Genomic DNA, 22,971 nt, shown 5'->3' on the forward strand with positions numbered 1-22,971 from the left:
TAATCCCCTTCACCATTGCATACGTATTTCCTGCCATCGCGCGCGATGACGTGTAAAAAAGGCTTCACCTTAAGAGAAGCCTTTTTACGGATGATACACTTATCATACGAAAATATCCCGTACAAGTAAACTGTTGGTCACGCGAGTAGATCGCGTGTTTACAACGCGTGTTTACAACGCTTTTTCCAGCAATTTTGGTTTAGCAAAAATCATGCGCCCCGCCGACGTTTGCAGGACAGAGGTCACGAGTACGCTAATCGTCTTTCCGATGTAGTCACGTCCGCCTTCGACGACGATCATCGTACCGTCATCGAGGTAGGCGACCCCTTGTCCGTGTTCTTTCCCGTCTTTAATGACTTGTACTTGAATTTCTTCACCGGGCAACACGATCGGTTTGACCGCATTCGCCAAGTCGTTAATGTTTAACACCGGTACTTGCTGCAATTCACACACTTTGTTTAAGTTGAAGTCGTTCGTGACCACTTTCCCCTTCAATACTTTCGCCAGCTTGACAAGTTTACTGTCGACTTCTTGAATGTCTTCGAAGTCGCCTTCGTAAATGAGCACTTTCACTTTCAGCTCTTTTTGAATCTTATTGAGGATATCTAAGCCGCGGCGGCCGCGATTTCGCTTTAATACGTCGGAAGAGTCGGCGATGTGTTGCAGTTCCTCGAGCACAAAGCCCGGAATGACCAACGTACCTTCGAGAAAACCTGTCCGGCATATGTCGGCGATCCTCCCGTCTATGATGACGCTCGTGTCCAACACTTTATATTCGTGCTCACGGCCTTCCTTCTTCCCTTTTTCCTTCTCGCGACTGCCTTTACCGATGGATAGAACCGACATAAAATCGTCGCGTTTCTTATAACCAATGCGAAATCCGAGGTAACCGAAAATGGCCGAGACGACGAAAGGGAGCACCGAAGCTAACAGCGCAATCGGTAGCTTAGAGATGGAAGGACCAAGCAAGTAAGCGACAATTAAACCGATAATTAAACCTAAAGCACCGGCAAGCACGTCTCCTGACGGCATCTTCAAGAGACGATCCTCACTGCGCAGCATCCATTTAACGATTTCTTCAGACAGGTTCTTAGTTGCAAAAAAGATGATAATAGCGCCCAACGCCGCACCGATGTATTCCGGGAAAGGTACTTCGCCTATATTGAGCAACTTTTCCAACATAACAAACAGTTTTGGAGCGATGTAATATCCGAGAACCGCTCCTGCGATCGTAAATACAGCTTGAAAGACTCGTTTCATAAAACGATTCACCTCCTTTTACTAATTATAGCCAACTCTGCGGAAAGTAAACCACAGAATCGGTAAATAACGAGTCGAAAAACGGCATTTATTGCTTAACCACCCGATGAAATGCGGGAGGTTGTCACTCCGAATTTTTTTGGCCGACGGTATCGTCCACCAGCGAACACATCTGCTCTTCTTCCATGTCTTTCGCCAATACGAGCTCGCTAATGAGAATGCGCTTCGCTGTGTCTAACATTTTTCGTTCACCTGTCGACAACCCTTTACCGTGATCGCGCGACATGAGTGAACGAACGACGTCCGCCAATTCGTATATGTCACCGCTCCTCATTTTGTCGAGGTTGATGCGGAAACGATGATTCCAGTTCGCAACCGATAGGTCATCTTCACCCTTTAAGAATTCGATGACGCGGTTAGCTGATTGCTCATCGACGACGCCTCTCAGACCGACGCTGTTCACACTGCTCATCGGCAAGAGAGCTTTAATGTTCCCTACGGGAAGATGCATGACATAGTACTGCTTTTTCTCCCCGAGGATCTCTTTTTCTTCAATCGCTTCGATGATTCCAGCTCCGTGCATCGGATAAACGACCTTATCGCCCACCTTAAACAAACGCGCCACCTCCACGGAAAATATACTTTCAAAGTAACACACACAGCGGGAGATGTCAATTGTTTTAAAAAGATTAATCGTAGCATATCCCTACGAGTGCCGTCAATACATTTTTTCTAACAAAAAATCGGCCTGCGGAAAGCGATGATCACCTTTTTAAATAATTTAAGAGTAGATGACTATAAATATCTGGTTATTTCTATCATCTCCTCCTAAATAAGGGCGCGAATAAGGTTATGTTGATAATTTTACTTTCACGCTAATTGATGAAACTGCAGTGCCTTCGCTTGCACATATGCGCAAAAGTAGGCAGCCAAAAAAACATCTCTACCTTAATCAACGGAATAATTTTTGTAAAGGTTCCACCTTTTTCACGCCAACCCCAAAAAAAATGGACCCGTGCAGGTCCAACGTAAACAAACTAGTAATGAATGTCCGATTCCATCGAATGGTCATCGCCTTTGTGCTTGCGTACGTTTTTCGTAATCCCCCAAATGGCGTACGCAAACAACGGAATGAACACGAGCTTCGGAAATTCACTCGGAAATTTAATCGCCAAAAACACGGCGAGTGCGATGACGATCGGCCCGAGCCAAAACACTTGTTTCGGTACACCGACTTTTTTGAAATTCGGATACTTCAGCGAACTAACCATTAAATAAGCGAGTGCCAGCATCCCGAAGATGAGGATGAGTGGACTGGCGACGACTTCTTTGTACAGTGCCATCGTCGCGAGCACGCCCCCGGCAGCTGTAATTGGCAACCCGACAAAATAGCCCGGCGTCCCTTTCACGACGTTAAACCGCGCCAAGCGCAAGGCACCGCAAGCCGGAAAAGCAGCTGCCACGACCCAGCCGATAAAGCCGTACGGCTGCAAAATGGCAATATACATAATAACTGCAGGGGCAACGCCGAAAGTGACGATATCACATAATGAATCCAACTCTTTACCGAACTCGCTCTCCGCATTTAAGAGGCGCGCAACTTTACCGTCCAACCCATCAAACAACATCCCGGCAATAACAGTGATCGCCGCATATTGCCACTGGTCGTTAAACGCGAGAAAAAGGGCAACCATCCCTAAAAACAAATTGCCGATCGTAAACATGTTAGGTAACATCCGGATCATTTGTTTCACCTCCTTAAATATGACGGTCGACAAAAACTTGTTCTTGAATGCGTTTCAAGCCATCCTTGATCATACGCGCACGCACTTCGCCGATGCCGTCTACTTCGTCCAACTGTTCAGCCGTCGCGACAACGATCTTCGCCAAACTAGAAAATTTGCGGATCAAGTTTTCGACGACTGTCTGCGGCAGACGCGGAATTTTATGCAATAAGCGATAGCCGCGCGGCGCGACTGCCGCTTCTTCGACGTTGTCAATGCCGGTAAAGCCGATGATGCGCACAATGTGATTTTTGTCCAACAGTTCGTCGGAAGCTAATCCCCTCAGGCGCGTGAGCACTTTGTCGGTCGGCCGCTCCCCCGGATGGTTCACGTAATCTTTGATCAGCCACCGTTCTTCCGCTTCGACGCCGGCAACGAGCTCCTCGACTTGCATGCGAATGAGACGCCCTTCCGTCCCTAACTCGTTAATGTATTGTTCAATTTCGTTTTTTATGCGTAGCACTTGTTCGAAGCGCTGAATCACCTTAGCGACGTCGTGTAACGTGACGAGATTTTCAAATTCGAGCGCCGACAAGTTCGTCATCGACTGATCGAGTACCGATTTGTACTTCTCCAACGTCTGTACAGCTTGGTTCGCTTTCGTCAGGATGACGCCGATATCTTTTAGCGCGTAGCGAAACTGTCCTTTGTACAACGTGATGACGTGGCGCCGTTGTGAAATCGAAATGACGAGTTTTCCCGTCTGTTTGGCCACCCGCTCCGCTGTTTGGTGGCGGATCCCCGTCTCTGCCGAATGAATCGCCGCATTCGGGTTTAAATGGGTGTTCGCGTACAAAATGCGTTTCGCGTCACCTGATAAGATGATCCCGCCGTCCATTTTTGCCAATTCGTACAAGTACGCCGGTGAAAACGGACAATCGATGTGAAATCCGCCGCCAATCACCTTTTCCATCTCATCGTCGTAACCGATGACGATGAGTGCCCCTGTCATGGCGCGGAGGACGTTATCTAAACCGTCTCGCAAGTCAGTGCCCGGGGCGACGAGGCGCAACACGTTACTCTTCTCGCGATCGTGCGCTGTTTCCTCAGGCAAACACATTCCCCCCAAACGCGACTTCCATCGCCTCTTCTACCGAACGTACGCCGCACAGTTCAATGTCTGTGGGCGGTTCCCACCCGCCGATGTTTTTTTGCGGAACGATGACGCGCTGGAACCCTAGTTTCGCCGCTTCGTGTACGCGCTGTTCGATGCGTGTGACGGCGCGAATTTCTCCTGTCAGTCCGACTTCGCCGACGAACACATCGTGTGGTGAACTCGGGGTATCGCGAAAACTAGAGGCGATGCTGAGGGCGATGCCTAAGTCGACCGCCGGTTCGTCGAGCCGTACCCCTCCGGCGACGTTGACGTACGCGTCTTGATTTTGTAAAAATAGGCCGATTCGCTTCTCCAACACAGCGATGAGTAAGGAGACGCGCTGATAGTCGACTCCCGTCGCCATGCGGCGCGGTGTAGCGAACGCGGTGGGGGTGACGAGTGCCTGTAGTTCGACGAGTACGGGCCGCGTCCCTTCTAAACTAGCGACGACGACCGATCCAGCCACTTTCTCGGGCCGCTCAGATAAAAATAGCTCGGACGGATTTTCTACTTCGGAGAGCCCCGCCGCTTTCATCTCAAACAAGCCGATTTCGTTCGTCGACCCGAAGCGGTTTTTCACGGCGCGCACGATGCGGTACGTCGAGAAGCGTTCGCCCTCGAAATAGAGCACACAATCGACCATGTGCTCTAACAAGCGCGGTCCCGCGATTGCCCCTTCTTTCGTCACGTGGCCGACAATAATGACGGCGATCCCCCGCAACTTCGCGATGCGCATGAGATGCGCCGTACACTCCCGCACTTGGGCGACACTGCCTGGCGCCGATGTGACGTCGGGGTGATAGACGGTTTGAATCGAATCGATGACGACGAGGGTGGGGAGACTGTCCTCAATAAGCTGCTCGACGTGCGGCAAACTCGTCTCGGTCGCCACGTACAGCCGCTCGTTTAACGCGCCAATGCGGTCAGCGCGCAGTTTCAGCTGCTTCACCGATTCCTCGCCTGAGACGTACAGTACTTTTTGCTCGCGAACGGTCAACTCGTACGAAGCTTGCAGTAACAACGTCGATTTCCCGATCCCCGGATCGCCGCCGACGAGAATGAGCGATCCAGGAACTAACCCGCCGCCGAGTACGCGGTTCAGTTCTTTAATCCCCGTATTGAAGCGGGGTTCATCGCCGGATACAAGCGATGTGATCGGCTTCGCGGCTGCCGCTTTCCCACCGCGGGCGCTGCGTGACAGCGCGCGCCCGTCCGGTTCCCGCTCTTCGACGAGCGTGTTCCACGCCCCGCACCCGGGACATTTCCCTAGCCATTTCGGTGCGATTAAGCCACACTGTTGACAGACGAATTTCGTTTTAACTTTCGCCATTCACCGCCCCCCAGTCACCGGTTAGCACTGTCCACTCTTGAAGCAGTCTACTATATATACGTATTCACTTTGAAACAAGTTTCATTTTTTCTAATGACAATAGAAATGTGTGACGACATTTTTACACCTTCATTATATCACAGCCCTACAAAAGACAGTATGTCGCTATTTGGGTTTGCAGGGAACGCCGGGAAAGGAAGCCCATTTTATAGCAATGCCCCCTCGTGCGAATGCGCAGGAGGGGACTCAACTGTTTAGTGTATAACTGCTTTCTGTTATCTGTTAACAATGTTTTGCGAGAACGAGCGCCGGGGCTGCGAAGGGCGGTGTACCACATGTCACTCGCAATTTATACTCAAGGTTGCGGCTGTGCCGACGGGCTACTATCTGTCTTTTGCACAGTGAGCTGGTCGTCTTGGACGTCGATCGCCACTGTATCGCCTTTTTTAACCGTAGCTTTCAACAATTCCTCTGACAGGCGGTCTTCAATGTGCTTCTGGATGGCGCGCCGGAGTGGCCGGGCACCGTACGCCTGATCGAAGCCTGTCTTCGCGAGCCACTTCTCAGCTGCGTCGCTAAGCTTAAAGTGAATGTCCTGCTCGGCGAGCCGCTTCCGCACTTGCTCGGCCATGAGCGTGACGATTTCTTGAATGTGCGCTTCGTTTAAGGAGTGGAAAACGATCACTTCATCGACGCGGTTTAAAAATTCCGGGCGGAAATGGTTCTTCAGTTCTTCCAGCACCTTGCTCTTCATATCGTCGTGACCGTCGTCGTTGTTGACAGCAAAGCCGAGTGATTTGTTTTTCCGGAGCGACTGAGCGCCCACGTTGGAGGTCATAATGACGACCGTGTTGCGGAAGTCGACCGTCCGCCCTTTTCCGTCCGTCAAACGCCCGTCTTCTAACACTTGCAGTAAAATGTTAAACACATCCGGATGCGCTTTTTCAATTTCGTCGAGCAATACGACCGCGTACGGTTTGCGCCGCACTTTCTCCGTCAACTGTCCACCCTCTTCATAGCCGACGTATCCAGGAGGCGCCCCAACTAACCGCGCTGTCGTATGCTTCTCCATGTATTCCGACATATCTAAACGGACGAGAGCTTCTTCGTCACCGAAGAGCGCCTCGGCGAGGGCGCGACTCAGTTCCGTCTTCCCGACGCCAGTCGGCCCGAGGAAAATAAACGAACCGATCGGCCGCTTCGGATCTTTCAGGCCGGCGCGCGCACGGCGGATCGCCCGCGACACCGCTTTGACTGCCTCTTCTTGGCCGATGACGCGTTGGTGTAAAATTTGTTCCATTTTTAGCAGCCGTTCCGACTCTGCTTCGGCAATTTTTTTCACCGGTATGCCGGTCCAACTCGCGCAAATTTCGGCAATGTCGTCACCGGTCACTTCCGAATCGTCCCGCCCTTGATCTTGTTTCCATTTGGCGCGCGTCACATCTAGCTTTTCGCGCAGTTTTTGCTCGTCGTCGCGTAAGCGCGCCGCTTTTTCAAACTCTTGACTTTGGACGGCGGCGTCTTTTTCTTTGCGAATGGCCTCTAACTGTTGCTCCATCTCTTTCAAGTTCGGCGGCATCGTGTAAGAACGCAAGCGTACTTTTGACGCCGCTTCGTCGACGAGGTCAATCGCTTTGTCCGGCAAGTAGCGGTCCGTAATGTAGCGATCAGACAGTTTTACCGCCTGCTCGATCGCTTCGTCTGTTATTTTCACGCGGTGGTGTGCTTCGTAGCGGTCGCGCAACCCTTTTAATATGAGGATCGCTTCGTCCGGCGTCGGCGGTTCCACCGTGATCGGTTGGAAACGGCGTTCGAGGGCGGCGTCTTTTTCAATATGTTTGCGGTACTCGTCTAACGTCGTCGCCCCGATACACTGTAGTTCGCCCCGCGCCAGCGCCGGTTTGAGAATGTTTGAAGCGTCGATCGCTCCTTCGGCTCCGCCGGCGCCGATTAACGTATGCAATTCGTCGATGAACAAAATGATGTTACTCGCCTGCCGAATCTCATCCATAATTTTCTTCAAGCGGTCTTCGAATTCGCCGCGGTATTTCGTCCCGGCGACGACGGTGCCCATATCGAGCGTCATTACCCGCTTGTCACGCAGTATTTCCGGGATTTCGTTGTCGACGATTTTTTGCGCTAACCCTTCGGCGATCGCCGTCTTACCGACGCCTGGTTCCCCGATGAGCACAGGGTTGTTTTTCGTACGACGGCTAAGCACTTGAATGACGCGTTCGATTTCTTTACTGCGCCCGATGACCGGGTCGACGTCACCTTCCTTGGCGGTAGCGGTCAGATCGCGCGCCAAACTGTCAAGTGTCGGCGTGTTCGCGTTGTTGCTCCGCCCTGCTTGATTCGAAGCGACGGCCTCGTTTGAACCTAACAGTTGCAACACTTGTTGCCGCGCTTTATTGAGACTGACTCCTAAGTTGTTCAGCACGCGGGCAGCGACACCTTCCCCTTCGCGAATGAGGCCGAGCAAGATGTGTTCCGTTCCGACATACGTGTGACCGAGCTTGCGCGCTTCGTCCATCGATAGTTCCATCACTTTTTTTGCGCGCGGCGTGTAGGCTGGCGTACCCAGTTGTTCTCCCCCGCGGCCGATGAGCGCCTCGACTTCGTTATGGATTTTTTCTAAATTTAGGCCTAGGCCGATGAGTGCCTTGGCGGCAATCCCTTCACCTTCCCGCACTAGGCCGAGTAAAATGTGCTCCGTACCGATGTTGTTGTGTCCGAGCCGCGCGGCTTCGTCCTGCGCGAGCGCGAGAACTTTTTGCGCGCGCTCTGTCAATCGACCAAACATCATACACAAACACTCCTTTTATCGTTATCGTTAACTCTTTATACGGCATGCCTATTAGCGTGCCTTGCATTACGTACCGTACGAGCGTCTGACTAGCACTTGAACTCCTAAGGTCGTCAATCTTCACCATTACCGCGACCGAGGCGCTCGCGAATCAAACTGGCGCGGCACACGTCCCGTTCGTCCGTGTCGAGTTGTCGACCGGAGATGTGTTGCAAAAAGCCTGGCTGCGTCTGCACTATCAGTTCATTTAATATCGTTGCCGAAATGCCGCTCACTAAACCGAGATCGATCCCTAAACGCAGATCAGACAAACGGCGCATCGCCTCTTTACTGTCGACGACGCGAGCGTGAGCCAAAACGCCGAGTGACCGCTGCACGCGGTCTTCCAACTTTACGCGCACCTCGTGCATTAACTGTTCGCGCGCGCGTTGCTCGTGGTGAACGAGTTGTAGCGCGACGCTGGAGATTTTATCGACAATTTCTGTTTCCGACTGTCCTAACGTCACTTGATTCGATATTTGAAATAAACTGCCCACCGCCTCACTACCTTCACCGTATATGCCTCTGACAGCGAGTCCCACTTGTGTGACCGCCGGAAGGATGCGATTAATTTGCTGTGTCATGACGAGTGCCGGAAGATGCATCATCACCGATGCGCGGACACCTGTACCGACATTCGTCGGGCAGCTCGTTAAATAGCCTAACGTTTCGTCAAAAGCGTAGTCGAGCCGTTCTTCAAAAAAATCGTCAATGCGACTAGCTAGCGCCCACGCTTCCTTCAGTTGCAACCCGGGGAATAAACATTGAATGCGCAAGTGGTCTTCCGCGTTGACCATCACACTAACCGCTTCGTCGCCGCTTAAAACGACGGCCCCGTGACGCGATTCGTCGGCAAGCGCTGGGCTAACGAGATGCTTTTCAACTAACACCCGCTGTTGCAGCGGCGTGAGGTCGTCCATGTGCAGCAATTCCGCTCCCACAAGATGCTCCGTTTGTGGCAATTGGGCGAGTGTTTGCTCGGTGCGCGTCACGACTTCCGCCGCTTGTGAGGCAGTCGCCAACATCGGAAACGGAAGGTCCGAAATGTTTCGCGCGATGCGCACGCGACTACTGATGACGATGTCTGAATGCGGGCCTTTTCCTTTCATCCACTCACTGACTGGATTGTTCATAAACCGTTGTAAAGACAAAACCGATCCCCCCTACTGATCCCGCTCGAGCTCGCGAATGCGGTCGCGAACGTGCGCCGCTTCCTCGAACTCCTCTTTGGCAACTAGTTGTGCAAGCCTCTGTTTTAGCTCACTCAATTCGCGACGTCGTTTTAAATGTTCGCCCCTGCGGGCTGGCAATTTTCCGCTGTGCTGGGTATTACCGTGTACGCGGCGAATGAGCGGCTCTAAGACAGGCTCAAAATAGTGGTAACAGTCACTGCACCCGAAGCGGCCGATTTTACTAAACTGCTGGTAAGTCATCCCGCACGTTTCACAGCGCAACTGCCCTGAGTCACCGGTCCGCGGCCTATTATCGGCGTCAAAAAAATCCGTATTTAACATACCTGCTAGCAAGTTATGAATGGAAAAGCCGTTATGCCAGTCAGGCAGAAACTCCCCTTTTTCCTTAGCGCACGGTTCACAAATGTGAAACTCCGTCTTCTCCCCGTTAACGATTTTCGTAAAGTGCAATGTCGCCGGTCGCTTTCCACATTCTTGACAAAGCATGCACTTATCCCCTTTCTGTGCGCACCACTAAGCTCCTAATGAATGCCAACATGATGTTGGCGCGTAGTTGGTCGCGAATCGGTGTCGGCACTTTAATGACTTCTCGCGAGATCGCGGCTCGCATCAGATGCGCTTCACGCGTGGTCACCATATCTTGTTCGTACAGCTGTTCGATCACACCTTCTGCTGCCGTCTCCGTTATGCTGCCCCCGATTAATTTTACGATGTTGTCGTACCACGCTTTCGGGCACGTCCACTCTATTTTGGAGATGCGGATGTAGCCACCGCCTCCCCGTTTGCTCTCTACGTGATAACCTTGTTCTACGGTAAAGCGCGTACTGATGACGTAATTAATTTGCGATGGCACGCACTGAAACATTTTGGCGAGTTCGCTGCGTTGGATCTCGAGAGAACCGTCACCGCACTGCGCGAGTATTTGCTTGATGTGCTGCTCGATGATGTCCGAAATATTCGCCATATCCCGCCTCCGTTGACCTTGACTAACTTTGACCTTATGTCTTTATTATATAAAGTGTGCCGCCGTTTGACAAGTGGCGGAGGCCAATTTATTTCTTATATTGCCCTAACCAGGTGGTGCGATATACAAAATTTCAAAAAAAACTTGGTTCCGCCACGACGGCGAAACCAAGTTTTTGAAAAGTAGTTGTTCGAAAGGCCCCGATATGATGACTGTCGTTTATGGTGCTACCATCAGTCGCTTCTCGAACAATTACTTGCACGCCTGTCGGAACATCCCCATGGTGCTTCCGACAGTTGTATCATTAGTGAAAGGTCTCTTCACTCACCGATCACGGTTCGTTAACGTCTAATGCAGCTTTTTCGTCCCCATATAATGGCTTCCCCAGTATGGGCCGTAGACGTTGCTAATTTCTACACCGGAACTTGCGGAGTGAATGAACAAGTTACCGCCGATGTAAATACCCGCGTGAGTGGCACCTGGAGCACTATACGTGCTATGGAAGAAGACGACGTCCCCTTGTTTTTTCTTGGATACGCGCTTCCCTTTGTTCCACATCGCTTGAGTCGTGCGCGGTAAGTGTACGCCCTGCTTTTTGTACACGTAAAGGAGAAAGCCGCTGCAATCAAAGCCGCCCGGTGATGTCCCGCCCCAACGGTAGGGAGTGCCGAGATGCCGCTTTGCCTCTTTAACGAGCTTTTTCGTGTTGAGTCCTTTTTTCTTCTTCGGTGCTTTCTTGCTCTTCTTTTTCTTTTTAACTGGCTTTACTTTCCCTTTCACCGCATCGTTCACTTTCTTAATCGTCTGCGGACCAGCGACGCCAGTCACTTTCATACCGTAAGCCCACTGAAAGTCTTTGACAGCTTTCTGTGTCACTGTGCCGTAATAGCCAGTCACACCGACTTTAAAGTAGCCGAGTTTTTTTAGCTTCTTTTGCAAGTCAGTAACGGCTTTACCAGTTGAACCGATGCGCAGCGTCTTAACTTTTTTTGCTGGCTTCTTTGCCGACTTTTTGGTAGTTTTCTTGGCTGGCTTTTTCTTCGCCTTTTTCGCCTTAGCCGCTTTATTGATCTTAGCAATCGTTTTTGACCCTGCGATTCCGTTTGCCTTTAGCTTGTGCTTCTTCTGGAATGCCTTCACGGCATTCTTAGTGATTGGGCCGTAGTAACCAGTGACGTTCGTTTTAAAGTAGCCGAGTCTTTTCAACTTCGACTGAAGATCCTTTACTTTCTTACCGCTCATTCCTTGGCGCAGCGTCTTCGCCTTTTTGGAACTGCCCGACGCTTTAGAGGTAACTGCTTTACCTTTTTTTACACCTAGCGCTCGGAACGTACGCTTGTCGACGACGCCGCTCGCCTTAACCTTATGGGCGCGTTGAAAGTCTTTCACGGCTTTCGTCGTAATCGGCCCAAAGTAGCCCGTCGACTTTTTGTACTTGAAATAGCCTTTCTTCTTCAACTTGTCCTGCAGCTGCTTCACATCTTTATGACTCATGCCTTCCCGGAGCGTTTGATCCCCGAGTGCGGCATAACTGTTCAGGGGTACTGCGAATAGCGCGACCCCAAGTGTCAATGCTAAGAGACGCTTCATAAAGGTTTGGAAGCGTGACACTAATGTTTACCTCCCCTTACTCTTTCATCTGTGTATTCGATGATCCCCTTATCCGCAAGATGTAGTCTATGTGTATACATGCCCTTGTCGGAATGTCTGTCCGCTACCCTCCTTTCGCTTTGCTATTGCACCTGTTGTATAGCACCTTGCTGTATATTACCAACAATAACACACTTGCGGACAAAATTGGTAGAGTTATTTTTTCGCCTCAGTCACCACCTCCTTATTCACACGTACTTGCTCTAGCTAGTGTCAACGAGGTGTCTGGCGTGAAATGAGCATTCAAACAGGCTAACGTCGCTCGGGAAAAAAAAGTTTCAACACGTGTAAAAAAACCGTTCCAGAGGGCAATTGAAACATCCCCTTCTGCATGGACAGAAGGGGATGTTTTTTTGTCACACCGTTTTTTATTCGCCACTCTTTGCGCGCATTTGTGGAAACAGTAGTACATCGCGAATGGAGGGGGAGTCTGTGAGCAACATCACTAACCGGTCGATGCCGATCCCGAGTCCGCCAGTCGGCGGCAAACCGTATTCTAACGCTTCGATAAAATCTTCGTCCATCATGTGCGCTTCGTCGTTACCTTGTTCCCGCTCGATCAACTGTGCTTCGAAGCGCGCGCGCTGATCGATCGGATCGTTCAACTCGGTAAAAGCGTTCGCGTGCTCGCGCCCGACGATGAACAGCTCAAACCGATCGGTGAACCGCGGGTCGGAGGTATTTTTTTTAGCCAAAGGCGAGACTTCCACTGGATGCCCGTAGACGAACGTCGGATTGATCAGCTTTTCTTCGATTCGCTGCTCAAAAAACTCATTCACAATGTGCCCGAACGTCATTTCTGTCTTCACTTCAATCCCGTGTTCGCGGGCCAGGGCGTGTGCCTCCTCATCGCTCATCTCTTGCGAGAAGTCGACGCCGACGTGCTCTTTAATGAGGTCGACCATCGAACGGCGTCGCCACGGCAGCGACATGTCGACTTTCATCCCTTGGTAGTCTAATTCCCGCGATCCGAGCAGTTCGTCGGCTACGTGGACGACGAGGTTTTCCGTCAAATCCATAATGTCGTTGTAGTCAGTGTACGCAGCGTACAGTTCAAGCATCGTAAATTCCGGATTGTGCCGGGTGGAAATGCCCTCATTACGGTAGACGCGGCCGATTTCGTACACTTTTTCTAAGCCGCCGACGACGAGCCGCTTTAAGTGCAATTCGATCGCAATCCGCATGTACAGCGGTATGTCCAGCGCATTGTGATACGTCTCAAACGGGCGTGCCGCCGCGCCGCCGGGAATGGCGTGCATCGTCGGCGTCTCAACTTCTAAAAAGCCATGCTCGTCGAGGTAACGTCGGATCGCCTGAATAATTTTGCTGCGCATGACAAACGTTTGCCGCACACCCGGGTTCACGATTAAGTCTAAATAACGTTTGCGGTAGCGCAGTTCGACGTCTTGCAGTCCGTGGAACTTCTCGGGCAAGGGGCGAAGCGATTTCGACAATAACGCAATCTTTTCGGCTTGTACACTAAGTTCGCCACGGTTCGTGCGAAAGACGCTCCCTTCCACCCCGATCCAATCCCCGAGGTCGAGGAGCGAGAACAACTCGTAAGCCGCTTCCCCGACAGTATCTTTGCGCACGTATATTTGCACGCTGCCCGACAAATCTTGCAAATGCGCGAACGATGTTTTACCGTGCCCGCGTTTGGACATGATCCGCCCGGCAATTGTGACGCGGTGCGTCTCCTCGGCTAACGCTTCTTTCGACCAATCGCCGAACGTCGTATGAATGTGCTCCGCCGTGTGCGTCCGTTCATAACGGTGACCGAACGGTTCGATTTGTTGGTCGCGTAACTGCTGTAACTTGTCGCGCCTTATTTGTAATAGTTCATTTAACGCCTGTTCCATTGTATACCTCCTCAAAAATTAACGGCAGCCGCATCGCGAATAAGAGAACCCGACGGCTATGGCCCCCGGGGGTTCACTCGCACATAATATTTTAGTTATACCACAAAAAGTATTGCTTTCACAGGACGCTACCGCTCGTACTCGTCCCCCGAGGGGAGTAGTTCTTCCACGGTAATATGCAGCACCGTCGCGATTTGCGCTAACAGTTGCTGGCTAGCTGTTCGCGTCCCTCGCTCGACGGCACCGACAATGGCTACTGACATGCCTAACTCGTCAGCCAACTGTTGCTGCGTATACCCCTTTAACCGACGGAAAGCCCGAATTCGGCGGCCAATGATAATGTGGCACACAGCGTTACCCCTTCTTTCCCTCCGACGTTTTGGACGTGTTCGGACACGGACTCCGCTGTTCCGGGTAAGACTAGTTCAGGTGCGAGCTCCGAAAGCGGCAGTAAAGCGAAGGCCCGTTCCTTCATGCGCGGGTGCGGTACTGTTAACCGCTCTGTCTGTACGATCCCCGTCCCGTAAAGCAAGATGTCAATATCTAACGTGCGCGGTCCCCAGCGTACCGTGCGTTCCCGCTGCCATTTTTTTTCGATCGCTTGCGTTACGTCGAGTAACGCTTCTGCAGCGAGCGTCGTATCGACTGCGACGACTGTATTTAAAAATTCCCCTTGCGCCGTATACCCGACTGGCTTCGTTTCGTACACAGAAGCGATCGCCGCTAACTGAATGTACGGATGCCTTTGCAAGTCCCCGATCGCACCGCGCAAAAAGCCGATCCGATCGCCGAGATTTGAACCAAGACCTAAGTAAGTGCGTACATATTCACTCATTCTTTACCGACACCGCACGTATCGCTCGTTTGTCGCCTTTTACTTACACTACGTGCACAGCTAGGTGCGTCCGTACGCACTTTGCCCGTACGGCGCACACTAGCTTCCACGCTACACGTCGCCTGCTCACTACCGCTAGACCCGTTGCAGTCGTACTCGCTTCGCTGCCTTGTGATTTCTACGCCTACCGCGCGAAGGTGACCAGGAATCGGGGGATCAGGCTTCATCAGGCGGATTGTAATGTCTGTTACGGGAAACGCGGCAAATAGCCGCTTCACGATTTGTTCCGCCAACGCTTCGACGAGCTTTACAGGCGCACCTTCTACTTCTCGGCGCACGACTTCGTATACTTCTGCATAATTGACTGTTTGCTGTAAGTCGTCGCTCTGCCCCGCTGCTCTTAAATCGAGGCCTAACTGTAAATCGACGGTAAACCGTTGGCCGAGCCGATTCTCCTCTGGAAAAGCCCCGTGGTAGGCATAAAACGTCATTTCCCGTAAAAACACTTTATCCATACGTCATCCTCCCAGTGGCTGTACGAGTACATCGGTCATGCGGCAGACGCGTACCATTTCCTGCACGTCGTGCACGCGGACGATGCGGCACCCTTTGGCAATGCCGACAGACACGGTCGCACCCGTCCCTTCAACGCGTTGGTCGACAGGAAGTGAGAGCGCCTCACCGATCAGCGATTTGCGCGATGTCCCGAGCAAGACAGGGTAACCGAGCGCTACAATTTGTTCTAACTGCTGCATCACTTGCACGTTGTGTTCATACGTTTTTGCAAACCCGATTCCCGGGTCGAGAATGAGTTGATCCTCGTTTACGCCTGCCGCACGTGCGATCGCCACGCTTTCGCGCAAGTCGTCGATTACTTCGTACATAAACGGCCGCCGTTCATCGTAGTCGATCCGCTCCCGATTGTGCATGACGACAGCCGGAACGCCGTAACGGGCGACGATAGTTGCCATCTTCGGGTCGCGCTTAAAGCCCCACACGTCGTTGACGATATGGGCTCCGCTCGCAAGAGCAGCTTCCGCCACTTCGGCTTTGTACGTGTCGACAGAAATTGGCACGTCCAGTTCGCGCGCTAACCGCTTGACGATCGGCAACACGCGCGCCTTTTCTTCTTCGGCTGAAACGAAAGCAGCCCCTTCCCCGTACACACCTGCCGGTCGCGTAGACTCCCCGCCGACGTCGATCATGTCCGCCCCAGCGGCGACAAGGGCGCGCGCGTGCTCGAGCGCAGTTTCCTCTTGCCGGTAACGGCCGCCATCGGAAAAGGAATCAGGTGTCACATTGAGGATGCCCATAACGAGCGTTCGCTCGTGCCAAGGAAGGAACCACTTGCCGACTTTGAGCGGCTTGTGCGGCCACCCGTTCCCCGTGCGCGCAAGCACATTTAACACCGCCTGTTGCCAAGGGGCGAGCGTCTCTTGCCAGCGGGTAACGGCCGCGCGAATTTCCGGCACTGTGCCAGAGAGGACGAGTTGGCGTGGCGATTCCTGCCATTCCGCCCCTATGTTCGTCCCTTGGGCGACGCTGGCACGGGCTATGTGCGGAAAACCTTCCACCGCGAGCGATACGAATGCTGTTTCAGATGCAAGCGGCGAGGGAATAGATTGTAACACGTACACGTTTGCTTCCATTAGGTGGCCTCCTTTTCTTTTATTATGACGTTTAACAGCGATTTAGTTTGCCCGGTTTACAAGGCGTATGACCATGTGTTTAACCGTTTTTTCCTCTGCTGCACGCTGTACAAGCTAATCTATTTTAGTGTACTACATATCTTACTAGCTGACTACGATGCCCACAGTCAAGACCTGATCGTTCGCCATGCAAAATACCCTTAAACACGAAAAAAGGAGCACTGTCACCAACGTGCTCCTTACGTGGATCTTACGCGCTTCACCATGGGCGATCGTTCAATTTTCTTCAAACTGAAAGAGCGGGGTACTCAAGTACCGCTCACCGTTACTCGGAACGACAGCGACGACTTTTTTACCCTTGCCGAGTTTTTTCGCGATTTGCAAAGCAGCACTAACAGCGGCCCCTGACGAAATACCGCCCAAAATGCCTTCCTCGCGTGCGAGGCGACGCGCCCAGTAAAACGAATCACTGTTGCTTACGGCGACGATTTGGTCGTACACGTCCGTATCGAGAATGTCGGGTACGAATCCGGCCCCAATCCCTTGAATTTTGTGCGGACCTGGGTTGCCACCGGATAAAACAGGAGAGTCCTCCGGTTCGACCGCGACGATTGTCACGCTGGGGATGTGCTGTTTTAGTACTTGCCCGACGCCAGTAACCGTCCCACCTGTCCCGACTCCGGCGACAAAAGCGTCGAGCTTGCCGCCCGTTTGCTTGAGCAATTCCTCGGCAGTCGTTTCCCGGTGAGCTTGTACGTTGGCGGGATTTTTAAATTGCTGCGGTACAAAACAGTCTGGGTGCTCGCGGGCGATTTCTTCCGCTTTGCGGATCGCGCCACCCATTCCTTCCGATCCCGGCGTCAAGACGATTTCCGCACCGTACGCACGTAATAAATTTCGCCGTTCCACACTCATCGTCTCCGGCATGACGAGGATCGCGCGGTAACCTTTCGCCGCCGCGACCATCGCTAAGCCGATCCCCGTATTGCCGCTCGTCGGTTCTAGGATAGTTGCACCTGGCTTCAGTTTACCTTCCCGTTCCGCCGCCTCGACCATACTAATCGCGATCCGGTCTTTCACACTGCTCCCCGGATTGAAAAACTCTAACTTTAAATAAACGTCTGCGTCGTCTTTACCTACAAGCCGGTTTAATTTGACGAGTGGTGTTTCCCCGATTAATTCAGTAATAGTGTTCGCTACGCGCATACCGTCAACCCCCCTATTCCTATCGAATCAGTAGGATATTACCTTCATCCCTATAATAGCAATGGCACATGCTGCTGTCAACGAGTTGTTGCCCATATATGTTGTCCCTTGTAGGAGTTACTCTTATCACGATACGTTGCGCTCGTAAATGAGACGAAGCCCTTCTAAGATGAGGAGCGGACGGTGTTCATCGATCGTCTCCGTATCCGCGTATATGAGTTCCGCTAACCCTCCCGTGGCGACCACGGTGGCCTCATTGGAGGCCAGCTCCTGCAAGCGATGGACAATACCGTCTACAAGCCCGATGTAACCGTAGTATACCCCAGATTGCATCGCTTTTATCGTATTTTTTCCTAACAAATGCGTCGGTTTGACGACTTCAAATTTCGCTAATTGATCAGCCTGATTAACGAGTGCCTCAGTGGATATCCCGAGGCCGGGGGCAATTAAACCGCCCAAATATTGTTCGCGGTCATTCACTAAGCCAAACGTCGTCGCGGTGCCAAAATCGACGACGATCGACGGTCCGCTGTACAAATGGTTCGCGGCAACGGCTGTGACGATGCGATCTGTTCCTATTTCTTTCGGATTTTCCGCTTTAATGTTCAACCCCGTCTTTACACCGGGACCGACGACAAGAGGCTCTAAGTGCCAATAGTGGCGCACCATCCGCTCGAACACAATTGTAACGGATGGGACGACGGAGACGATCGCTACGCCGCGGATCGCACGCTCAGCGAGACCGCTAGCTGCCAAAAGCTGTCGGAGGATGACCGCATACTCATCCGCTGTCGCGAGCCGGTTCGTATGGATGCGCCAGTATCGCTTGAGCTGCCGTTCCACATAAATGCCGAGTAAAATGTTCGTGTTTCCGATATCGATCGCGAGTAACATCGCTACACCTACTTTCTGTCTACCCGTCTGTCGACGTTTACCTCATTAGCATAGCAGTTTTACGCGCGGTAAAAAAGCACCACACCGTGCCCGCCACTACCCCGTCAGTATCGCAGCGGACACGAAAGGAAAAAACACCTAGGTTGCCCCGTTGCTTCAACCTAGGTGTTCGTTGTTTATGTTTACGACTGTTGCTGTCTGGACAATAAGAACCTTTGCCCGTTCACGCGCCATCGTCCGTGTTACGCCTTGTCGTGATCATCCTTATTCGGAGTGTTGAGACTGTCCGTCATGTCTGCCAACCAATCGTCTTCTTGAGCGGTCTCATCTTTCTTCCCGTGAATCTGTACTTTTACTTTCGAGTCAACTTCGGGAACGCCCAACTTGCCGTGTTCAATCAACTGTTTAATTTCCTCGGCGTCGAGCGTCTCCTTCACGAGAAGCGTCTGCGCAATGATTTCTAAGTGGTCGCGGTGTTCTGTAAGCAAGTCAGTACAACGCTGATAACAACTGCGAATCGTGTCTTGCATTTCTTTGTCGATTTCGTACGCAATCGCGTCGCTGTAGTTTTGCTCGTGACCGATATCCCGGCCTAAAAACACTTGTCCTTGCGAACGGCCGAACTGCATCGGGCCGAGACGATCGCTCATTCCGAACTCGGTAATCATTCGCCGGACGAGTTCGGTCGCGCGCTCGAAGTCGTTGTGTGCACCGGTACTAATTTCCCCTAACACAATTTCTTCCGCGACGCGCCCGCCGAGTAAACCGATCACCTTTTCCATTAGCTCCGTCTTCGTCATAAAGTAACGGTCTTCTTTCGGTAACATAACCGTGTACCCGCCGGCACTGCCGCGCGGGACGACTGTCACTTTATGCACCATGTCGGCGTGTTCGAGGTGGTAGCCGACGACTGTATGCCCAGCTTCGTGATAGGCAACAATTTTCTTTTCTATGTCGCTTATGATGCGACTCTTTTTCGCCGGTCCGGCAATGACGCGGTCAATCGCTTCCTCGACTTCGTCTTTCGTTATTTGTTTTTTACTCCGGCGAGCCGTTAGTAACGCCGCCTCGTTTAACAAGTTTTCCAGGTCGGCGCCAGTAAAGCCAGGCGTGCGCTGCGCAAACACCGATAAATCGACATCGTCTGCCAACGGCTTGTTGCGCGCGTGTACTTTCAACACCGCTTCCCGTCCGGCGACGTCTGGGCGGTCAACCGTAATTTGCCGGTCAAAGCGCCCTGGTCTGAGCAAGGCGGGATCGAGGATGTCCGGCCGGTTCGTCGCCGCCATAATGATAATCCCTTCGTTGGCGCCGAAGCCGTCCATTTCGACGAGTAATTGGTTTAACGTCTGTTCCCGCTCGTCGTGGCCACCGCCTAAACCTGCACCGCGTTGCCGACCGACGGCGTCAATTTCGTCGATAAATATAATACAAGGAGAATTCTTTTTGGCGTTCTCAAATAAGTCGCGTACCCGCGAAGCACCGACCCCGACAAACATTTCGACAAAGTCGGAACCGCTAATGCTAAAGAACGGCACACCTGCTTCACCCGCTACGGCACGTGCCAAGAGCGTTTTTCCTGTACCGGGCGGTCCAACGAGCAACACGCCTTTCGGAATACGCGCCCCAACGCTAGAAAACTTGCGCGGGTCTTTTAAGAAGTCGACAACCTCGACAAGCTCGGTCTTTTCCTCGTCCGCTCCTGCGACATCGTCAAACGTCACCTTTTTCTTCTCTTCGTTGTACAGTTTCGCTTTGCTTTTTCCAAAATTCATCACTTTGCCGCCGCCGCCCTGTGCTTGGTTAAGCACAAAGAAAAAGAGGGCAAAGAGGATTAAAAACGGGATGATGGACGTAAAGAAGGTGAACCAAAGCGACTGGCCTTCTTCCGCTTCAAACTTGACCTTCACCCCGGCCTTTTCCAATTCAGGAATGACCCTATCATTATAGTAAGGAGCTCGCGTTTTAAAGCTGGTTTTGCCGCCCACATACTTTCCTTCGATAAGGTAGGTACCACCGTCAGGACGAACAGTAATATCTTGGAGTTTCCCATTTAATAATTGTTGGCGATACTCATTGTACTCGATCTGCTTCGTATCTTGTCCGTTGGCTACAAACAAATTCATTAGCCCTACGACAACGAGCAGCAAAATAATATATATTCCGGCTTGCCGGAAAAACCGACTCATCCCTTACCTCCTCTCAAACGCAACATCTTTTATTTTAACACACCGTTTCGCCTGTCACAATACGTTACTCCTTATATATTTCTGACTTCAATACGCCGATATAAGGTAAGTTTCGGTACTTTTCGGCGTAGTCGAGACCGTAACCGACGACGAACTCGTCTGGTACTTGCACGCCGATATAATCGGGTTCGAAATCGTTCGACCGTCGCTCGACTTTATTGAGTAACGTCACAACTTTGATCGACCTCGCGTGACGTCGTTTGAGCATATCCATCAAATACGTCAATGTCAACCCCGTGTCAATGATGTCTTCGACGATTAATATGTGCCGCCCTTCCACTGACACCTCGAGGTCTTTAATAATGCGTACGTCACCGGACGATTGCGTCGCTGAACCGTAACTGGAGACAGCCATAAAGTCGATCTCTAACGGAATTTCCATACGACGTATTAAGTCCGCCATAAACGGTGTCGCACCTTTAAGCACACAAATAACGAGTGGATTTTTTCCCCGGTAATCCTCACTTAGTCGCTGGCCGAGATCGCTGACGATCTTTGCGATGTTCTCCTCAGTGAACAAGATTTCCCGGATATCGTCATGCATACAAAGCCCCCTACCTCTACATATGTAATGAATGCGCAGTATGAAAAAATAAGTAAATGCGCTGCTTGGTCCCCGCCGAAACGAGCGCTTTTTGTGAGCGTCTAAGCTCCGGAATCCACAAGATGTCCGCCTCGTCGGTAACAATCGGCCACCAACTACGCACGTCTCTCCCGACTTTCTCGTCGATAAAAAGCGTCTTTACCCGCTTTTTGCCGCTCATTCCTTTAATATGTATACGGTCGCCTGGCAGGCGCGTGCGCACGTATAGTTTTCCGGTTATGTGTTCCGCGTCAAAAACTGCCCATCGCATCCCCCATTCGCAAGTTTCAATGTCATCCGATGTAACGACAGCTGTCAAGTAAGTGTCGTACGGTGCTGGCACACGCGTCACACCGGGAACGTTGAGCAGGGTACAATCGCCTTCTGAAGCGGAGGGTTCTTTTCGCCTCCTGAACCGGATAAAGTTGTAGTCGCGAACCGCCTCCCATTCTCCGGGGAGATCGTGCTGCGCCGACGGTGAGTCACGGTATGTTAACAGGCGGATTTGTTCAATGTGTACCCATGAACGAATCGAAAGATAACTTAATATTAGTTGAACGACTCGCCTTTGTAAAGCTAGGTTTAACGTGTGAAACTCGGGGATCGACAAGACGCATTCAGTGGTGCCCCGTTTTACAATCACCTGATCTGCCGCTTCCTTAGTCCAATTGTCCCACATTACCTCTTCCGCTGCCAACTGTTCACTTAATTGTAACATTCCCGTCTTAATCTGTGGATTATACTGTTCCAGCACCGGAATAAGTTCTAACCGCACGCGGTTGCGTACATAATTAGTCGAGTGATTGCTCGAATCGTCGCGGGGCGCGAGCTTCGCCTCGCGGCAAAAGGCTTCAATTGTTGTCCGCCACGTACGCCAAAGCGGGCGGACAATGTCAATGCCCTCCCACGTACGCTTAACGGGAATACCTACTAAGCCCGCAGTGCCCGATCCGCGCAAAAATCTCATAAGTACTGTTTCCGCTTGATCGTCCGCATGGTGCCCGAGCGCCAGTTTCGTTGCGCCGACACGCGCTGCAACGTCGCGAAACACGTCGTAGCGGAGACGTCTCGCTACTTCCTGTAAATTCCCACCGTTTTCTTGCAAATGACGTCGCACATCGACCGACCGTACATAACAGGCAACGTCGCGGTCGCGGCAAAACTGGGCGACAAATTGGGCATCTGCTATCGCTTCTTCGCCACGCAACTGATGATTGACATGGACAGCGACGATTTGCCATTCATAGGCGGCAGACAAGTGGCGCAGCCCTTCCAGCAACGCGAGCGAATCCGGCCCGCCGGAAACGCCGACGACGATGCAATCCCCTGTTTGCAATAACGCGTATTCGCGAATAGTCGCCTCCATTTGTTTTATGAACACGAACAATACCACCTTCACCCGGATCAACCGCTATGCAGCTTTGCAACTTTACGCTACATCGAGGAAGTACACATTCTACATTTTCACAGCTAATTATAGCATATACACCTTCCACTGCGCGATAAGTAAGCTTTCTTCTTCAACCGTATCTCGGCATGCGTAAGCAGCCGCATTATTTCCAAGGAAATAATGC

The 22,971-nt window shown here is 51.8% G+C and carries 20 protein-coding genes and 1 pseudogene; 1 reads left to right on the forward strand and 20 read right to left on the reverse strand.

Annotated elements, in window-relative coordinates:
• Positions 1-171 precede the first annotated feature (171 nt).
• The 15 genes and pseudogenes from BN1247_RS14595 to folP all read right to left on the reverse strand — a co-directional run bounded on the left by BN1247_RS14595 (position 172) and on the right by folP (position 16,465).
• Positions 172-1,260 (reverse strand): PIN/TRAM domain-containing protein, encoded by a 1,089-nt coding sequence (locus BN1247_RS14595; RefSeq protein ID WP_054951023.1) that lies wholly within the window; start codon positions 1,258-1,260, stop codon positions 172-174.
• A gap of 124 nt (positions 1,261-1,384) precedes the next feature.
• Complete coding sequence (locus BN1247_RS14600) at positions 1,385-1,867, reverse strand: CarD family transcriptional regulator (RefSeq protein ID WP_231633464.1); 483 nt, start codon at positions 1,865-1,867, stop codon at positions 1,385-1,387.
• Positions 1,868-2,297: 430 nt separating this feature from the next.
• Positions 2,298-3,005: a CDP-diacylglycerol--serine O-phosphatidyltransferase gene (pssA, locus tag BN1247_RS14605; RefSeq protein WP_054951025.1), complete on the reverse strand. Its 708-nt coding sequence runs from the start codon at positions 3,003-3,005 to the stop codon at positions 2,298-2,300.
• A 13-nt stretch (positions 3,006-3,018) separates the two neighbouring features.
• A complete protein-coding gene (gene disA, locus BN1247_RS14610) occupies positions 3,019-4,098 on the reverse strand; it encodes a DNA integrity scanning diadenylate cyclase DisA (protein WP_390622050.1) in 1,080 nt (359 codons plus the stop codon).
• Positions 4,091-5,470: a DNA repair protein RadA gene (radA, locus tag BN1247_RS14615; RefSeq protein WP_054951027.1), complete on the reverse strand. Its 1,380-nt coding sequence runs from the start codon at positions 5,468-5,470 to the stop codon at positions 4,091-4,093. Before radA ends, disA begins: the two co-directional genes overlap by 8 nt.
• A 355-nt stretch (positions 5,471-5,825) precedes the next feature.
• Positions 5,826-8,276 (reverse strand): ATP-dependent Clp protease ATP-binding subunit, encoded by a 2,451-nt coding sequence (locus BN1247_RS14620; protein ID WP_054951028.1) that lies wholly within the window; start codon positions 8,274-8,276, stop codon positions 5,826-5,828.
• A 113-nt stretch (positions 8,277-8,389) separates the two neighbouring features.
• Positions 8,390-9,448: a protein arginine kinase gene (locus tag BN1247_RS14625; protein WP_054951679.1), complete on the reverse strand. Its 1,059-nt coding sequence runs from the start codon at positions 9,446-9,448 to the stop codon at positions 8,390-8,392.
• Between the two features lie 30 nt (positions 9,449-9,478).
• Positions 9,479-9,994: a protein-arginine kinase activator protein McsA gene (locus BN1247_RS14630; RefSeq protein WP_054951029.1), complete on the reverse strand. Its 516-nt coding sequence runs from the start codon at positions 9,992-9,994 to the stop codon at positions 9,479-9,481.
• Positions 9,995-9,998: 4 nt separating this feature from the next.
• The gene (locus BN1247_RS14635) at positions 9,999-10,472 is read right to left on the reverse strand and encodes a CtsR family transcriptional regulator (protein WP_054951030.1); all 474 of its coding nucleotides are present in this window, start codon (positions 10,470-10,472) and stop codon (positions 9,999-10,001) included.
• Between the two features lie 348 nt (positions 10,473-10,820).
• The gene (locus tag BN1247_RS14640) at positions 10,821-12,083 is read right to left on the reverse strand and encodes a C40 family peptidase (protein ID WP_054951031.1); all 1,263 of its coding nucleotides are present in this window, start codon (positions 12,081-12,083) and stop codon (positions 10,821-10,823) included.
• Positions 12,084-12,490: 407 nt separating this feature from the next.
• Complete coding sequence (gene lysS / locus BN1247_RS14645; protein WP_054951032.1) at positions 12,491-13,981, reverse strand: lysine--tRNA ligase; 1,491 nt, start codon at positions 13,979-13,981, stop codon at positions 12,491-12,493.
• A gap of 128 nt (positions 13,982-14,109) precedes the next feature.
• Positions 14,110-14,331 (reverse strand): helix-turn-helix domain-containing protein, encoded by a 222-nt coding sequence (locus BN1247_RS14650; protein WP_054951033.1) that lies wholly within the window; start codon positions 14,329-14,331, stop codon positions 14,110-14,112.
• Positions 14,283-14,816, reverse strand: coding sequence for a 2-amino-4-hydroxy-6-hydroxymethyldihydropteridine diphosphokinase (gene folK / locus BN1247_RS14655; protein ID WP_054951034.1), 534 nt, complete (start codon positions 14,814-14,816; stop codon positions 14,283-14,285). The genes BN1247_RS14650 and folK overlap by 49 nt, the downstream gene beginning before the upstream one ends.
• Before the next feature lie 161 nt (positions 14,817-14,977).
• Positions 14,978-15,331, reverse strand: a pseudogene (folB, locus tag BN1247_RS14660) (dihydroneopterin aldolase); the annotation flags it as partial.
• A gap of 3 nt (positions 15,332-15,334) precedes the next feature.
• The gene (gene folP, locus BN1247_RS14665; protein WP_187119802.1) at positions 15,335-16,465 is read right to left on the reverse strand and encodes a dihydropteroate synthase; all 1,131 of its coding nucleotides are present in this window, start codon (positions 16,463-16,465) and stop codon (positions 15,335-15,337) included.
• A 3-nt stretch (positions 16,466-16,468) separates the two neighbouring features.
• Between folP and BN1247_RS18040 the strand changes: the two genes are divergently transcribed.
• The gene (locus BN1247_RS18040; protein WP_187119803.1) at positions 16,469-16,669 is read left to right on the forward strand and encodes a hypothetical protein; all 201 of its coding nucleotides are present in this window, start codon (positions 16,469-16,471) and stop codon (positions 16,667-16,669) included.
• 72 nt (positions 16,670-16,741) lie between these two features.
• Here the strand turns inward: BN1247_RS18040 and cysK are convergent, their stop codons facing one another.
• The 5 genes from cysK to tilS all read right to left on the reverse strand — a co-directional run bounded on the left by cysK (position 16,742) and on the right by tilS (position 22,778).
• Positions 16,742-17,671, reverse strand: a complete 930-nt coding sequence (gene cysK, locus BN1247_RS14670; protein WP_054951035.1) for a cysteine synthase A — start codon at positions 17,669-17,671, stop codon at positions 16,742-16,744.
• 126 nt (positions 17,672-17,797) lie between these two features.
• Positions 17,798-18,565 carry a type III pantothenate kinase gene (locus tag BN1247_RS14675; RefSeq protein ID WP_054951036.1) on the reverse strand — a complete coding sequence of 256 codons (768 nt, stop codon included), beginning with the start codon at positions 18,563-18,565 and terminating at the stop codon, positions 17,798-17,800.
• 242 nt (positions 18,566-18,807) lie between these two features.
• Entirely contained in the window at positions 18,808-20,754 is a 1,947-nt protein-coding gene (ftsH, locus tag BN1247_RS14680) for an ATP-dependent zinc metalloprotease FtsH (protein ID WP_054951037.1), read from the reverse strand.
• Between the two features lie 64 nt (positions 20,755-20,818).
• Positions 20,819-21,358: a hypoxanthine phosphoribosyltransferase gene (hpt, locus tag BN1247_RS14685; RefSeq protein ID WP_054951038.1), complete on the reverse strand. Its 540-nt coding sequence runs from the start codon at positions 21,356-21,358 to the stop codon at positions 20,819-20,821.
• 16 nt (positions 21,359-21,374) lie between these two features.
• Complete coding sequence (gene tilS / locus BN1247_RS14690) at positions 21,375-22,778, reverse strand: tRNA lysidine(34) synthetase TilS (RefSeq protein ID WP_054951039.1); 1,404 nt, start codon at positions 22,776-22,778, stop codon at positions 21,375-21,377.
• Between the last annotated feature and the right edge of the window lie 193 nt (positions 22,779-22,971).

It is taken from the genome of Numidum massiliense (genome assembly GCF_001375555.1).
Classification (GTDB): Bacteria; Bacillota; Bacilli; order Thermoactinomycetales; family Novibacillaceae; genus Numidum; species Numidum massiliense.

Coding starts and splice junctions, on each gene's coding strand:
- BN1247_RS14625 (WP_054951679.1), bottom strand. CDS start 9,448: ATGAACAATCCAGTCAGTGAGTGGATGAAAGGAAAAGGCCCGCATTCA.
- BN1247_RS14635 (WP_054951030.1), bottom strand. CDS start 10,472: ATGGCGAATATTTCGGACATCATCGAGCAGCACATCAAGCAAATACTC.
- BN1247_RS14675 (WP_054951036.1), bottom strand. CDS start 18,565: ATGTTACTCGCGATCGATATCGGAAACACGAACATTTTACTCGGCATT.
- BN1247_RS14630 (WP_054951029.1), bottom strand. CDS start 9,994: ATGCTTTGTCAAGAATGTGGAAAGCGACCGGCGACATTGCACTTTACG.
- pssA (WP_054951025.1), bottom strand. CDS start 3,005: ATGATCCGGATGTTACCTAACATGTTTACGATCGGCAATTTGTTTTTA.
- cysK (WP_054951035.1), bottom strand. CDS start 17,671: ATGCGCGTAGCGAACACTATTACTGAATTAATCGGGGAAACACCACTC.
- folK (WP_054951034.1), bottom strand. CDS start 14,816: ATGAGTGAATATGTACGCACTTACTTAGGTCTTGGTTCAAATCTCGGC.
- lysS (WP_054951032.1), bottom strand. CDS start 13,981: ATGGAACAGGCGTTAAATGAACTATTACAAATAAGGCGCGACAAGTTA.
- folP (WP_187119802.1), bottom strand. CDS start 16,465: ATGGAAGCAAACGTGTACGTGTTACAATCTATTCCCTCGCCGCTTGCA.
- radA (WP_054951027.1), bottom strand. CDS start 5,470: ATGGCGAAAGTTAAAACGAAATTCGTCTGTCAACAGTGTGGCTTAATC.
- hpt (WP_054951038.1), bottom strand. CDS start 21,358: ATGCATGACGATATCCGGGAAATCTTGTTCACTGAGGAGAACATCGCA.
- BN1247_RS14595 (WP_054951023.1), bottom strand. CDS start 1,260: ATGAAACGAGTCTTTCAAGCTGTATTTACGATCGCAGGAGCGGTTCTC.
- BN1247_RS14620 (WP_054951028.1), bottom strand. CDS start 8,276: ATGATGTTTGGTCGATTGACAGAGCGCGCGCAAAAAGTTCTCGCGCTC.
- ftsH (WP_054951037.1), bottom strand. CDS start 20,754: ATGAGTCGGTTTTTCCGGCAAGCCGGAATATATATTATTTTGCTGCTC.